The organism is Asanoa siamensis, from assembly GCF_016862555.1.
Lineage (GTDB): Bacteria > Actinomycetota > Actinomycetes > Mycobacteriales > Micromonosporaceae > Asanoa > Asanoa siamensis.
The window spans coordinates 120767-134903 of record NZ_BONE01000007.1 but is presented as its reverse complement, the minus strand read 5'-3'; the positions used below and the strand labels follow the sequence as shown (position 1 = coordinate 134903).

Here is a 14137-nt window from a genome sequence, read left to right as displayed (position 1 = left end):
GGTGCGGGCGGGTCAGGAGCGCGGGTAGAGCGACTCGACCCGGCCCTTGAGCTGCTTGAGCGCGGCATCCATGATCATTTTTTCGGCCTTCTTGCGGAACATGCCGAGCATGCCCACCGCCAGGTCGACCTCGAGTGTGTAGGTGACCACGCAGCCGTCGCCGGACGGGTCGATGTCGTACGAGCCGTTCTGGGTGGTCTGCATCTTCGACGGCGCCACGAGATGCCATTCGATGCGCGAGATGTCCTCGGCGTACTCGTATTGGAGGGTGTATTCGTCCATCAGCACACCGGCGTCGATCACGAACCGGACCTGGCTCGCGTAGCCGTCTTCGTATTCCTCCACCACTTCGGCCGACTTCATCGCCGTCGTCCACTCCGGGTAGCGCACGAAGTCGCAAATCACCGCCGCGACCTGCGCCGGGGTCGCGGCGATCTCGATCGACTGGGTGGATGAGTCCGCCATGTGGGGCAGGCTACCCCTTTGCGCCGTGCCGACCGGCTGACGGCTCGCTGGTCCCCCGGATCGGACTCGATGTCGATACGGGTAGGTTGCATTTAGCTGATCGCGTTCTGTAGGAGGCCAGGTGCGCGAATTCTCCGTACCCCCGGTTGTGACGGTCGGGGACGCGGCAAACCTGACCGATCCGGTGTGGGACAACGCCGCGGCGGCACCCGACGCGGTGCAGTTCCGCCGCCGGCGCGACGGCACATGGGTCGATGTCACCTGCGGCCAGTTCCGCGACGAGGTCGTCGCGCTGGCCCGTGGCCTCGTCGCGGCCGGCATCCAGCCCGGCTCGCGGGTGGGGCTGATGAGCCGCACGCGGTACGAGTGGACGCTGGTCGACTACGCGATCTGGTCGGTCGGTGCCGTCACCGTGCCGATCTACGAGACCTCCAGCGCGGAACAGGTCGGCTGGATCCTCGAGGACTCGGGCGCGGTCGCGCTGTTCGTCGAGACCGACGCGCACGCGCTGGTGGTCGCCGGCATCCGGGCCGACCTGCCGACGCTGACCGAGGTCTGGCAGATCGATGCCGGCGACCTCGACCAGCTCCGCGAGCGGGGCGCGACCGTCGACGCGGCCGTGATCGAGGAGCAGCGGCGCAGCTCCACCGCCGACGACATGGCCACGATCATCTACACCAGCGGTACGACCGGGCGGCCCAAGGGCTGCGTGCTGACCCACCGCAACCTGCTCTCCGACATCGTCAACGCGGTGCCGGTGCTGCCCGACCTGTTCCACCAGGGCGGCTCCACGCTGCTCTTCCTCCCGCTGGCGCACTCCTTCGCCCGGCTGATCCAGATCGGCATGGTGCAGGCCCGCGCCACCATGGGCCACCTGCCCGACACGAAGACGCTGGTCGACGACCTCAAGGAGTTCCAGCCGACCTTCCTGCTCTCGGTGCCCCGGGTGTTCGAGAAGGTGCACACGGCCGCCCAGCAGCGGGCGATCGCCGGCGGCAAGGGCGGCGTCTTCGCCAAGGCCGAGCAGACGGCGATCGCCTACTCGGAGGCGATGGACGGCGACGGCCCCGGGCTCGGCCTGCGGATGCAGCACGCGCTCTACGACAAGCTGGTCTACGGCAAGCTGCGGGCGGCGCTGGGTGGGCGGTGCACCCGGGCGATCTCCGGCGGCGCGCCGCTGGGCGCCCGGCTCGCGCACTTCTTCCGCGGCATCGGCGTCACGGTCTACGAGGGCTACGGGCTCACCGAGACGTCGCCGGCGGTCGCCGCCAACCTGGAGAGCGCCACCCGGATCGGCACCGTGGGCCGGCCGCTGCCGGGCGTCACCGTCCGCGTGGCCGACGACGGCGAGATCCTGGTCAAGGGTCCGCTGGTGTTCCAGGGCTACTGGCGCAACCCCGAGGCGACCGCCGAGGTGCTCGACGAGGACGGCTGGTTCAGCACCGGCGACCTGGGCGAGCTCGACGACGACGGCTTCCTGTCGATCACCGGCCGGAAGAAGGAGATCATCGTCACCGCCGCGGGCAAGAACGTCGCCCCGGCCGTGCTCGAGGACCGCATCCGGGCCCACCACCTGGTCAGCCAGGCGCTGGTGATCGGCGACCGCGAGCGGTTCATCGCCGCGCTGGTCACCGTCGACCCCGAGGCGCTGCCGCGCTGGCTCGAGTCCGTGGGCCTGCCGACCGACACCCCCGTCGACAAGGTGCGCTCCGACGACCGGTTGCGCGCCGAGATCCAGACGGCGATCGACGACGCCAACCGGGCCGTCTCGCAGGCCGAGGCCATACGGGAGTTCCGCATCCTGCCCGCCGACTTCACCGAGGCGACCGGGGAGCTGACGCCGTCGATGAAGGTCAAGCGCAGCGTCGTGCTCAAGGGGCACCAGGCCGAGATTGACGAGATCTATCGCCGATGACCCCGGAGGCGCCCCCACCCACCACTCCGATCCGCGCCCACCCGCTCGCCGTGGCCGCGCGGATCGTCATGCTCGCGCTCGTCGCCGTCCTGGTGCTGCTCACCACGCAGGAGCTCGACCAGCTGTGGTGGGTCGCGCTGCTGATCGTCGCGGGGCTGCCCGCGGTGATCGCGCCCCGGCACCCCGTGCTCGCCCCGCTCGGCCGGTTCGCCGAGGTGATCATCGTGGGCATCGGGGCCAGCCAGGTCGCCGAGCACGCCGCCGGCAACGCGCTCGGCCAGGGCATCGGCGCGCTCGCGCTGCTGCCTTATCTCTCGGTGCCGCTGACCGTCACGGCCCTGCGCCGGCGGTCGCGGGAGAGCGCCGCGCTGCTCGTCACGGCCACCCTGGCGCTCGTCGTCGGCGGCGCGATCAGCTCGACCGGGGGCGAGCCCCTGATCGGCAAGCTCGGCTACCTGGTCGTCTCGGCGCAGTGGCTGATCCTGGCGTCGCTCGGCACGCTGGCCGCCTCGACGCTCCAGCGGATCATGCAGCAGCGCGGGGAGGCCGGACGGCCGCAGCCCTACGCGGAGGCGACCCGGCTGCTGACCCAGCTCCGCAGCGTCGCCCGGCAGCTCCCGGGCGCCACCCTCGACCCGGGCGGCATCTCGGAGCACCTGCTGGAGGAGCTGCGCGGGGTGGCCCGGGCCGAACGGGCCGCGGTGCTCTCGGCCAGCGGCGGCGGGCGCCTGGTGGTCCTCGCGCAGGCGGGCGTCGACCGGGTCGACTGGGAGACGAGCCTCGACGCCGACTCCGCGATCGCCGAGGCGTGGGCGAGCCAGCAGCCGTACACCGCCAACCGGTCGCAGGCCCGCTCGCACCGTAGGGGTGACGTTTCCGCGCTGGTGGTGCCCCTGGTGGCGGGTGTGCGTACCGTCGGATTGGTGATCATCGAGGCGGACGCCGCGGGTGCCTACCCGCCCGCCGTGGTGCAGGAGGTGACCGGGCTGACCGGTCCCGCCGCACTGCGGCTGGAGGCGGCGCTGCTCTTCGACGAGGTCCGCTCGCTGGCCACCAACGAGGAGCGCCAGCGGCTGGCCCGGGAGATCCACGACGGGGTCGCGCAGGAGCTCGTGATGGTCGGCTACGGCATCGACAACGCCCTCGCCACGCTGCCCGACGAGGCCAAGGAGACGGCCGAGGAGCTGCGGACGCTGCGCGGCGAGGTGACCCGGGTGATCACCGAGCTGCGGCTGTCGCTGTTCGAGCTGCGGTCGGAGGTCGACCGGCACGGTGGGCTGGCGGCGGCGATCTCCGAGTACGCGCGGACGGTCGGCGCCTCGGGTGGCCTGCGGGTGCACGTCACGCTCGACGACACCACCGCCCGGCTGCCCGCCGCCACGGAGGCCGAACTGCTCCGGATCGCACAGGAGGCGATCACGAATGCCCGAAAGCACGCCGGAGCGACTAATCTGTGGGTCTCGTGTTCCATCGATCCCCCGTACGCCCAGATCGAAGTGTCGGATGACGGTCAGGGCATCGCTGACCAGCGGCCGGACGGCCGCTACGGCCTTGCGATCATGGCGGAGAGAGCGGAACGTATCCGAGGCCGTTTGGAGATCAGTCCGCGTAGCCCGTCCGGCACGACCGTGGCGGTGGTAGTCGGCACGTCACCGCGGCGCGATAGCGTGCGCGATAGCGTCACCGCATCTGAAGGGGAGTAACCCGAGCATGACGACCAGCCCATCGCCGACCACGCGCACCAAGGTGCTCCTCGTCGACGATCATGACCTCATCCGCAAGGGACTGCGGCACGCGTTCGAGCGCGACCGTCAGTTCGAGGTCGTGGGCGAAGCCGCCACCGCCGCCGAGGGTGTGCGCCAGGCGGGCGCGCTGCAGCCCGATGTCGTGATCATGGACCTGCGGCTCCCCGACGGCAGCGGTCTCGAGGCCACCCGCGCGCTGCGCAAGTCGAGCGCGACGATGGGCATCGTGGTCCTCACCATGTACGCGGGTGACGACCAGCTCTTCGGTGCGCTCGAGGCGGGCGCCAGCGCGTTCGTCCCGAAGACCGCCCCGGCCGACGAGGTCGTCGCCGCCGCCCGGCACGCCGCGTCGTCGCCGTCGGCGTTCACCGCCGCCGACCTCGCCGAGGCCATGAAGCGCCGGCTGGCCCCGTCCGGCCCGCAGCTCTCCCCGCGCGAGGGCCAGGTGCTCCGCCTGCTGGCCGACGGCATGTCGGTCGCCGGCATCGCCAAGCAGCTCTTCGTCAGCGAGTCGACCGCCAAGACCCACATCTCGAAGCTGTACGAGAAGCTGGGCGCCGCCAACCGGGCGCAGGCCCTGATGACGGCCCTGCGCCTCGGCCTGCTCGAAGCCCCCGACGCGCCGAAGTTCTAGCTAGTCGACCGGCACCCGGGCGGCCATGGGTCGTCCGGTGACGCGGCGTGCGGCCAGATAGAGCTCGCAGCCGAGGCAGAGCCCGAACGCGCTGTTGAGGAACGCGGCGGCCAGCCCGAAGGCCGCGGCGACGATGCCGACCGCTGTCGCACCCGCGACATAGGCGATCGCCGCGGTCAGGGCGAACACGAAGCCGACGGCCTGGGCGAAGCGCACCGGCTCGGCCGGCTCGCGCTGCGTCGGCGGCGCCAGCCGCGGCGCCACGACGGTGCGGAAGACCAGCGCGTACGGGCCCTTGCGCGGGTCGACGGCCGTGATGGCGAAGATCACCGCCTGGGCCAGGGCGAGCCACCAGGCGCCGGTCACCAGGACCAGCACGAAGACGATGGCGGTCAGGCCGGCGGCGAACCGCGGGCCACGGGGGTCGAGCAGCATGGTTCCCACCTCGGGTGTCGTCGTCGGGGCCGGCGTCGGGTCGCTGTGGGTCAGCGACAGAGGCTGGCGGCGAGACGCCCGTGGTCGACCGTGCGGCGGCGGGTGAGCTTGTCGTTCATCAGGCGGCCCGGTCGAGCAGCGGCGCGATCGCGGCGAGCACCTGCGGTTTGGCCGGCACGCCGCCGGCCCGCGAGACGATCCGGCCGCCGGCGACGATCAGCGTGGTCGGCGTGCGCCAGATGTCGAGCGCCCGGACGGCGTCGAGGTGGCTCTCGGCGTCGACCTCGAGGTGGGTGACGCCGTCGACCAGGCCAGCGACGTCGGCCAGCACCCGCCGGGTGACCCGGCACGGCGCGCAGAAGGCCGACGAGAACTGCAGCAGGGTGACCGGGGTGGCCGGGTCGACGCCGAGCGCGCGCAGGGTCCCCTCGGACGCGGGATGCGCCTCGTCGGCGGCCAGCGTGGCCGGGCGGTCGTCGCTGGGCAGCGGGCGTGGTGCGGCCGGGTCCATCGTCATCGGGCCGTCGGCGACGGGCCGCAGGCGGCCGTCGCTCCGGTTGCGCCAGACACCGAAGACGGTCGCCACCGCCAGCACGGCGACGGCCACCACGAGTCCGGTGACGGCGGAGGAACCCACGTCACAAAGGTGCCACGGATCACCCGGGCGGCGCCATGACATGGCCCACGTCCGCATAGGGTCGTCGATCGTGATTGAGCCGGATTTCGTGACCTCCACCCGCGCCTCCTACAACACGATCGCCACCGGGTACGCCGAGATGTTCGGCGACGAGCTGAAGCAGTGGCCGCTGCACCGCCACCTGCTCACCTGGTTCGCCGAGATCGTCGGCGACGGCCCCGTCCTGGACGTGGGCTGCGGCCCGGGCCGGACCACCGGCTACCTGCACGGCCTCGGTGTCGACATCGCCGGCGTCGACCTGACCCCCGGGTTCCTGGAGATCGCCCGGGCGGAGAACCCGGACATCGTGTTCACCGAGGGCTCGATGCTCTCCCTCGACCAGCCGTCGGAGAGCCTCGCCGGCCTGCTCGCCAACTACTCGCTGATCCACATCCCGGACGAGGTGCTGCCGGAGGTGCTGGCCGGCTTCCACCGCGTGCTGCGCCCGGGTGGGCACCTCTGGGTCGCGTTCCAGGTCGGCGACGAGCCCCGGCACCGCACGGAGGCCTGGGGCCACACCATCGACCTCGTCTTCCGGCGCCGCCGCCCCGAGGCCGTGGAGGCCCTGCTCTCGGCGGCCGGCTTCGACGTGCGGACCCGGGTGCTCCGCGAGCCCCAGGGCGACGAGCTGACCCCGCACGCCATCCTGGTCGCCCGCAAGCGGCCCACCTCCGACCTGGACTGATGTCGATATCATCTCCCGCATGGTGCGCCGGCGGTCCCTGCTGCTCGTCGCGGGCGGGCTGCTGGCGGGCTGCACGCGGGGGCACGAGGTCGACGAGGTCGAGCTGAGGCTGGCGACCGGGCCCGCCGGTGCGGTCTACCGCCGCATCGGCGGGGCGCTGGCCCAGCACATCACGCAGGAGGTGCCGGGCGCGACGGTGACCACCGTGCCGAGCGGCGCGTCCACCGACAACATCCGGATGCTGCGCGCCGGTGACGTCCACCTCGGACTCTCCAGCGTGGACGCCACCATCACCGACGACGGCAGCGCGCCCGCGGGCATCTCGGCGGTGTGCCGGCTCTACGACAGCTACCTGCACCTCGTGGTGCTGGCCGGCTCGCCGGTCGACGACCTGCGCGACCTCGACGGCCGGACGGTGTCGCTCGGCGCGCACGACTCCGGCACCGAGTTCACCGCGCGCCGGGTGCTCGCACTCGGGCCGGGGCGGATCGAGGGGCGCAGCATGAGCCAGGCCGAATCGGCCGCGGCGCTCGGCACCGGTGGGATCGACGCGATGTTCTCGCTCACCGGCGTGCCGACACCGGCGATCACGGAGCTCGCGCAGCGGCAGCCGATCCGGATGATCCCGCTGGGCGAGCAGGCCGACCTGCTCGTGCGCGCCTACCCGGGGCCGTACGCGCCGGCCCGGATCCCGTCGACCGCCTACGCCGGCGTGCCGGCGACACCCACCGTCGCCGTGCCGAACGTGCTGCTGGCCCGCAACGACCTGCCCGACGACCTGGTCTACGCGATCACCGACACGATCTTCACCCACACGGGCGCGATCACCGCGGGCGGCGACGACGCCGAGGCGCTGCCGGAGGCGTGGCAGATCAACGTGCGCACGGGGATCTCCACGGCGACGATCCCCCTGCACCCGGGCGCGGCCGCCTGGTTCAAGGACCGCAAGCGCTAGTTGTCGGGCGACACGATCGGCAGGGTGACCAGCGCGGCGAAGCCGTGGCCGGTGCCGTCGGGGCGGGGCAGGCCGTCGGCCAGCCGCAGCTCGCCGCCGGCCGCGCCGATCAGGTCGGCGCAGATCGCGAGGCCCAGCCCCGTGCCGGGGACGTTCTGGTGCCGCGGCGACCGCCAGAACCGCCGCACCGCCTTGCTCCGGTCGGCCGCGGCCAGGCCCGGGCCGTCGTCCCGGACCGCGATCGTGACCACCTCGCCGGCCGCCTGGGCGCCGACCTCGACCCGCCCCGCGCCGACGAACCGCAGGGCGTTGCTGATCAGCTCGTCCAGGATGCTGCCCAGGCCGCCCGGCGGCTCCAGCAGGCGCAGTCCCGGCGGCACGTCGACCACCAGCGTCTGCCCCGCGGTCGCCGTCAGCGCCCGCCACCGGTCGACCCGGGTGGCCAGCACCGCGTCGAGGTCGACCGGGGAGGCCGTGCGCATGCTCTCCATCCGCGCGCTGGCCTGCAGCGAGTTGAGCATCCGCTGCATCGCCTTGAGCTCGTCGACCGCGATGTCGAACACCGGCTCGCCGCCGCGCACGAGGTGCGGCCGCAGGCTCTCGACCGCCAGCCGCAGGCTGGTCAGCGGGTTGCGGAGCTGGTGGGAGGCGTCCGAGACGAACGCCCGCTGGCGCTGCACGGCGTTTTCCACCGCGTCCATCATGGTGTTGAACGAGCCCGCCAGCCGGCGCAGCTCGACCGGGCCCGCCTCGGCGTCGGCCCGGGTCGTCAGGTCGCCGCGGGAGATCCGCGAGGTGGCCGCGTCGAGCTCCCGGACCGGCCGCAGCACCCAGGCCGACACCGGCCAGGCCACGGCCGCGAGCGCGATCAGCGGCAGCAGCCCGAGGCCCGCGAGCCGGGCCCAGCGCACGAGGATGCGTTCCCGGGTCTCCGACAGGTCGGAGATGGCCACCACCGCGCCCACGACCTCGCTGTCGCGGCCGACCGGCTCCGCGACCACGAGTGCCGAGTCGGCCCAGGGCATCCACTCCCCCGACGGCTCGGACCGGGCCCCGGCCAGGGCGGCGGTGACGATCCGCGGCAGCGCCGGCTCGGAACGGGCCGCCTCCTGGTAGGCCCCGGAGGGGGCGAGCAGCACCGTGCCCGCCGTGTCGATCAGCGCGACGGGGATGCCGTACAGCTCGTGGTAGCGGATCAGCTCCTGGCGGAGGGCCTCGGTGCGCCCGGTCGAGAGCGCGGTCTCGGCCAGCGAGGCGAACCGCCCGACGTCGTTGAGCCGGTCGACGTAGGTCTCCTGCATCTCGCGCTCGGCGACGGTGACGGAGAGCGGCACCCCGAGCGCGGCGACGAGCAGCACCGCGAGGGGCACGAGGACGACGAGCAGGCGACGATGCACGGCCGGGTCAGCCGATCAGCTCCGACTGGTCGGCCGCGAGCCGGTAGCCGACGCCGTGGACCGTCCGGATGTGCACCGCCGCGCCCACCTTGTGGCGCAGCGCCGCGATGTGCGTGTCGAGGGTGCGGCTGGACGACTCCCAGGCGGCGCCCCAGATCTGGTCGAGGATGACGTCCCGGCTGACCACGTCGGGCGCGCGCCGGGCCAGCAGCAGGAGAAGCTCGAACTCCTTGCGGGTCAACGGCACCGGCGCGCCGTCGACGGCCACCTCGCGGGTGCCGACGTCGATCCGCATCGGCCCGACGACCAGCGACTCGGCCGGGTTGCGGGCGGCCCGGGCGGCCCGGGTGCGGCGCAGCACCGCCTCGATGCGGGCGAGCAGCTCCTGGACGCCGAACGGCTTGACGATGTAGTCGTCGGCCCCGGCGCGCAGCCCGCGGACCCGCTCGTGCTCCTCGGACCGGGCGGTCACCGCGATGACCGCGGTCTCCGGCTGGTCGCGCAGCCGGCGGATCACGTCGAGCCCGTCGCCGTCGGGCAGGGCCAGGTCGACCAGGACCACATCGGACGGTTCGAGCCGGACGGCCTCCGCGGCCGTGGCGATGCGGTGCACCTCGAAACCGGCCTGGGTCAGCACGGTCACCAGACCACGGGCGACCCGGTCGTCGTCCTCGATGACGGTGATCCGCATACCGAATTGTATGGCCGCCGCGCGTACCCGCAGAGCCCCGCAGTTCTTGGGATTTCTTTGACACCATCGCCGCTCCCGCCGGTCGAGGATAGGGCCACTCCCGCTCCATATAGACGCACATGCGCTGATGAGGAGGCCGCGATATGCGAAGGACCAGAGCCGCGACGATCGCCGCGATCGGCGTGCTGTCGCTGGTCGCCGCCTGTTCCGACAACGGCGGTGGCGCCAGCGGCGGCGGAAACGCCGGCAGCAACTATCCGGACCAGAACATCACGATCGTCGTGCCGTTCAGCGCGGGCGGCCCGACCGACACCGTGACCCGCATGATCGCCGACCCCATGGCCAAGAAGCTCGGCGGCAAGGTCGTCGTGCAGAACGTCGAGGGCGCGGGCGGCACGGTCGGCGCGGGCGAGGTGGCCCGGGCCGAACCGGACGGCTACACCGTGCTGATGCACCACATCGGCATGTCGACGGCGCCCGCCCTCTACGCGGACCTCGGCTACAAGCCGCTCGAGGACTTCGAGATGGTCGGCCTCGTCACCGAGGTGCCGATGACCATCGTCGCGAAGAAGGACTTCCAGCCCGCGACGCTGCAGGACCTCGTCACCTACGTGAAGGCCAACGCGAGCAAGGTCACGCTGGCCAACGCCGGCATCGGGGCCGCGTCGCACCTGTGCGGGCTGCTGTTCCAGACCGCGACCGGCACGAAGCTGCAGGAGGTCCCGTACGAGGGCACCGGACCGGCGCTGACCGACCTCGTCGGCGGCCAGGTCGACTTCATGTGCGACCAGACGACCAACACCAGCGGCCAGATCGCGGCCGGCAAGGTCAAGGCGTACGCGGTGACCACGCCGGAGCGGGTGAAGAGCCTGCCCGACCTGCCGACGACGGCCGAGGCCGGGCTGCCGAACCTGCAGGTCAGCGTCTGGCACGGGCTCTACGTGCCGAAGGGCACGCCGGCCGACGTCGTGCAGAAGCTGACCGAGGCGCTCAAGGTGGCGCTGGCCGACCAGGCCGTCGTCGACCAGATGGCCAAGCTCGGCACCGCGCCGGTGTCGGCCGAGGACGCCACGCCGGAGGCGCACCGGGCCAAGCTCGAGGAGCAGTTGGCCACCTGGGCGAAGGTCATCGGCGACGCCGGGGTCAAGGCCTCCTGAGGTGGAACGCCGCCGGTCCGTCCCGGACGTCATCGCCGGGGCACTGTTCGTCGTGATCGGTGGCGCGTTCGCGGTGGGGTCGCTCAGCTACTCGCTGGGCACCCCGCTGCGGATGGGCCCCGGCTACTTCCCGCTCGCGGTCGGCGTCATCATGGCCGCGCTCGGCCTGGCCATCGTCGTGAAGGGCCTCGTCGCCGGCGAGGACATCACGTTCGGCGCGATCCCGTGGCGGGCGGTGGCCGCCATCGTGGTCGCGGTCGTGTTCTTCGGCTTCACCGTGCGGCGCCTCGGTTTCGTGCCGACGTCGTTCGTGGCCGCGTTCCTCACCACGCTGGCCAGCACCCGCGTGCGGCTGCTCACGGCGCTGGCCGTGGCCGCCGGGCTGACGCTGGCCGCGACGCTCATCTTCGTCGTCGGACTCCAGTTGCGGATCCCCCTCTGGGGCCCGTGGCTGGGCCTCTGACGCGGCACCCGGATTGAGGCATGGACCTTCTCGACAACCTCGCGCTGGGCTTCTCGACCGCCTTCCTGGTCCAGAACGTCCTCTACTGCTTCGTGGGCGTGCTGTTGGGCACGGCGGTCGGCGTGCTGCCCGGCATCGGCCCCACGGCGACGGTGGCGATGCTGCTGCCGATCACCTTCAGCTTCGAGCCCGTGACCGCGCTGATCATGCTGGCCGGCATCTACTACGGCGCGCAGTACGGCGGCTCGACCACGGCCATCCTGATCAACCTGCCCGGTGAGTCGTCGGCGGCGGTGACGGCGCTGGACGGGCACGAGATGGCCCGCCAGGGCCGGGCCGGCCCCGCGCTGGCCGCCGCCGCGATCGGCTCGTTCATCGCGGGCACGGTGGCCACGGTCGTGCTGGCCGTCGCGGCGCCGCCGCTGGCCGAGGTCGCGCTGAAGTTCGGCCCGGCCGAGTACTTCTCGCTGGTGCTGCTCGGCCTGGTCGTGTCGATCGCGCTCGCCCGCGGCTCGGCGCTGAAGGCGCTGGCGATGATCGCGCTGGGCATCCTGTTCGGCACGGTCGGCCAGGACATCTACACGGGCGCGCCGCGGTTCGTGTTCGACCAGCGTGAGTTGTACGGCGGCATCGACTTCGTGTCGGTGGCCGTCGGCATGTTCGGCGTGGCGGAGATCTTGCGCAACCTCGAGAACGAGCACACGCGTACGGCCATCGTCAGCAAGGTGAAGAACCTGTGGCCGACGGCCGAGGACCGGCGCCGGATCATCGGCCCGATCGCCCGCGGCACCGGGCTCGGGTCCGCGCTCGGCGTGCTGCCCGGCGGTGGGCACGTGCTGGCTTCGTTCACCTCGTACGCGGTCGAGAAGCGCATCTCGAAGCGCAAGCAGGAGTTCGGCCGCGGCGCGATCGAGGGCGTGGCCGGCCCGGAGTCGGCGAACAACGCGGCCGCGCAGACGTCGTTCATCCCGCTGCTCACGCTGGGCCTGCCCGCCCACCCGGTGATGGCCCTGATGGTCGGCGCGTTCATCGTGCACGGCATCACCCCGGGCCCGAACGTCATCAACGACGAGCCGGCGCTGTTCTGGGGCCTGATCGCCTCGATGTGGATCGGCAACGTGCTGCTCGTCCTACTCAACCTGCCGCTGATCGGCATGTGGGTGCGGATGCTGCGCATCCCGTACGCGGTGCTGTTCCCGATGATCATACTGTTCGCGGCGATCGGCACGTACTCGCTGAGCTTCAACGCCTTCGACGTCTACGCGATCGCGTTCTTCGGCATCCTCGGGTACGTCCTGATCAAGTGCGGCTGCGAGCCGGCGCCGCTGCTGCTCGGCTTCGTCCTCGGGCCCCTGCTGGAGGAGAACCTGCGCCGCGCGCTGATCATCTCCCGCGGCGACGCCACGGTCTTCTTCACCCGCCCGATCTCCGTAGCCCTGCTGATCGTGGCCGTGCTCTTCCTCGTCGTCTCCGTCCTCCCGACCATCAGCCGGCGCCGCGAGGAGGTGTTCGCGGAGGACGACTAGCCGCCCAGCAGCAGCAGGTCGCTCAGGCAGAAGGCCGAGCCGGCCGCCGGCAGGTGGGGCTGCCAGTCCGGGTCCTGGCTCAGGTAGCTCGCGTGGTCGGCCCGCAACAGTCCGATCAGGACCTCCGCCACGATCCGGCCGCCGACCGGGCCCAGGCGGTCGCCGTCGCCGCGGTGCTCGGCCTCCTTGAGGATGTAGAACCAGAGCGGGGTGCCGGTCGGCCAGTCGTGCGCGAGCTCCTCGTCGCTCAGCGGCGGCTCGTCCAGCAGGTCGGCGACCTCCTCGCCGCTGGGCAGGCCCGTGGTCTCGCCGCGGAGCAGGTCGCGCACCGCGAGCGAGCGGTAGGCCGCCGTGTCGACGGCGCCGGTGACCTGCTCGGGCAGGCCGATCAGGCTGGCGGCGAGCTTGCCGTCGAGCCGTTTCGCGCGCTGCGCGGGCGGGTGGCCCGGGACGTCGAAGATCCGCGTGAGGTCCAGCCGGCGGTCGGCCGGCAACGGCCCGAACCCGACGAGGTCCGGGAAGAGCGGCACCGCCGGGCCGCCCACGACGAGCTGGTACGTGTGCCGGATCTGGCCGTGGCCGTAGCGGTAGGCGGCGTCGGCGAACTCCAGCGGGATGTACGCCTGCCCGTGCTTGGGCCGAAACCACCGGCCGCCGTCCCGCAGCACCTCCTCGACCAGCGGCGCACCCACCAGCCGCGGCAGGAAATCGTGCACGACGATCCACTGGTAGTGCGCGGTCAGCGCGTTCCGCGCCGTGTCGAACACCTCGCCCTCCGGGACGCCGCGCTCGCGCAGGACGTCGACGATCGCGTTGTGCGCGCGCAGCAGGGCCACGTGCAGGCTCAGCGAGAACAGGTGCACGTCGTTGCGGGGGTCGCCGATCAGCGCCACCCCCTGCTGGTTGCGCGGCACGTCGCCGCCGTCCGGGCCGAGCAGGAACTTCGCCGGGTCGTCGACGTCGAACAGGAACGGCGACCCGATCGGGCCGTCCGAGTAGAGGATCTCCAGGTTGAGCATCGGCGCCCGGGCGTTGCGCAACGCCTCGGTGGCCACGCCGCCCGCGATCGGTGACCGGTCCGCGGTGAGGTCGTGGGCCACCAACTGGCCGAAGAAGGGCCAGCCGGCGGCCTCGGTCGCGTCGTCGGCCTCGGCGTTGAGCTCGTCCAGCGTCGCGGCCGCGTCACAGACGCCGCCGTCGCCGCCGGCCCGCATCAGCACGTGCGGGTCGGAGGCCAGCGGGTCGAGCTCCCGGAACATCCGGCCGTAACGGGCCGGTCCGGTGGGCCGGTCGACCGCGCGGGTCGGGCCGAGGCAGTGGTCACGCGCGACCGCGTGGGTGCCGTGCCGATGCTGCGGGGCGGACATCTCTTTCCTCCGTGCTGTGTCGTGCG

At 72.5% G+C, this 14137-nt stretch carries 14 protein-coding genes; 8 read left to right on the top strand and 6 right to left on the bottom strand.

Annotated elements, in window-relative coordinates:
* Positions 1-12: 12 nt before the first annotated feature.
* Positions 13-465, bottom strand: coding sequence for an SRPBCC family protein (locus Asi02nite_RS06840; protein ID WP_203711295.1), 453 nt, complete (start codon positions 463-465; stop codon positions 13-15).
* A 121-nt stretch (positions 466-586) separates the two neighbouring features.
* Here Asi02nite_RS06840 and Asi02nite_RS06835 point away from each other — a divergent pair, with 121 nt between their 5' ends.
* From Asi02nite_RS06835 to Asi02nite_RS06825, 3 genes are all read left to right on the top strand, one after another.
* Positions 587-2380 carry an AMP-dependent synthetase/ligase gene (locus Asi02nite_RS06835; protein ID WP_203711294.1) on the top strand — a complete coding sequence of 598 codons (1794 nt, stop codon included), beginning with the start codon at positions 587-589 and terminating at the stop codon, positions 2378-2380.
* Positions 2381-2448: 68 nt separating this feature from the next.
* Positions 2449-4083 (top strand): sensor histidine kinase, encoded by a 1635-nt coding sequence (locus Asi02nite_RS06830; RefSeq protein ID WP_203711334.1) that lies wholly within the window; start codon positions 2449-2451, stop codon positions 4081-4083.
* 7 nt (positions 4084-4090) lie between these two features.
* Positions 4091-4759: a response regulator transcription factor gene (locus Asi02nite_RS06825; protein WP_203711293.1), complete on the top strand. Its 669-nt coding sequence runs from the start codon at positions 4091-4093 to the stop codon at positions 4757-4759.
* Here the strand turns inward: Asi02nite_RS06825 and Asi02nite_RS06820 are convergent, their stop codons facing one another.
* A complete protein-coding gene (locus tag Asi02nite_RS06820) occupies positions 4760-5194 on the bottom strand; it encodes a DUF4395 domain-containing protein (RefSeq protein ID WP_203711292.1) in 435 nt (144 codons plus the stop codon). It abuts the gene before it with no gap.
* A gap of 118 nt (positions 5195-5312) precedes the next feature.
* On the bottom strand, positions 5313-5831 hold the full coding sequence (locus tag Asi02nite_RS06815; RefSeq protein ID WP_239126535.1) for a thioredoxin family protein: 519 nt from the start codon (positions 5829-5831) through the stop codon (positions 5313-5315).
* A 70-nt stretch (positions 5832-5901) separates the two neighbouring features.
* On the opposite strand from Asi02nite_RS06815, the gene Asi02nite_RS06810 reads away from it, so the two are divergent.
* Both Asi02nite_RS06810 and Asi02nite_RS06805 read left to right on the top strand, forming a co-directional pair.
* Entirely contained in the window at positions 5902-6555 is a 654-nt protein-coding gene (locus tag Asi02nite_RS06810) for a class I SAM-dependent DNA methyltransferase (RefSeq protein ID WP_239126534.1), read from the top strand.
* A gap of 19 nt (positions 6556-6574) precedes the next feature.
* Positions 6575-7510 (top strand): TAXI family TRAP transporter solute-binding subunit, encoded by a 936-nt coding sequence (locus tag Asi02nite_RS06805; protein WP_203711289.1) that lies wholly within the window; start codon positions 6575-6577, stop codon positions 7508-7510.
* On the opposite strand, the gene Asi02nite_RS06800 is transcribed toward Asi02nite_RS06805, so the two are convergent.
* Positions 7507-8907, bottom strand: a complete 1401-nt coding sequence (locus Asi02nite_RS06800) for a sensor histidine kinase (RefSeq protein WP_203711288.1) — start codon at positions 8905-8907, stop codon at positions 7507-7509. The two genes, Asi02nite_RS06805 and Asi02nite_RS06800, sit on opposite strands and share 4 nt — an antisense overlap.
* Before the next feature lie 7 nt (positions 8908-8914).
* Positions 8915-9598: a response regulator transcription factor gene (locus Asi02nite_RS06795; protein WP_203711287.1), complete on the bottom strand. Its 684-nt coding sequence runs from the start codon at positions 9596-9598 to the stop codon at positions 8915-8917.
* Between the two features lie 143 nt (positions 9599-9741).
* On the opposite strand from Asi02nite_RS06795, the gene Asi02nite_RS06790 reads away from it, so the two are divergent.
* Genes Asi02nite_RS06790 through Asi02nite_RS06780 form a run of 3 tightly spaced genes read left to right on the top strand, consistent with a single transcriptional unit; the run spans position 9742 to position 12744 of the window.
* Positions 9742-10755: a tripartite tricarboxylate transporter substrate-binding protein gene (locus Asi02nite_RS06790; protein WP_203711286.1), complete on the top strand. Its 1014-nt coding sequence runs from the start codon at positions 9742-9744 to the stop codon at positions 10753-10755.
* 1 nt (position 10756) lies between these two features.
* The gene (locus Asi02nite_RS06785; protein WP_203711285.1) at positions 10757-11218 is read left to right on the top strand and encodes a tripartite tricarboxylate transporter TctB family protein; all 462 of its coding nucleotides are present in this window, start codon (positions 10757-10759) and stop codon (positions 11216-11218) included.
* Between the two features lie 20 nt (positions 11219-11238).
* Positions 11239-12744: a tripartite tricarboxylate transporter permease gene (locus Asi02nite_RS06780; protein ID WP_203711284.1), complete on the top strand. Its 1506-nt coding sequence runs from the start codon at positions 11239-11241 to the stop codon at positions 12742-12744.
* On the opposite strand, the gene Asi02nite_RS06775 is transcribed toward Asi02nite_RS06780, so the two are convergent.
* Complete coding sequence (locus Asi02nite_RS06775) at positions 12741-14111, bottom strand: peroxidase family protein (RefSeq protein WP_203711283.1); 1371 nt, start codon at positions 14109-14111, stop codon at positions 12741-12743. The two genes, Asi02nite_RS06780 and Asi02nite_RS06775, sit on opposite strands and share 4 nt — an antisense overlap.
* Positions 14112-14137: the final 26 nt, after the last annotated feature.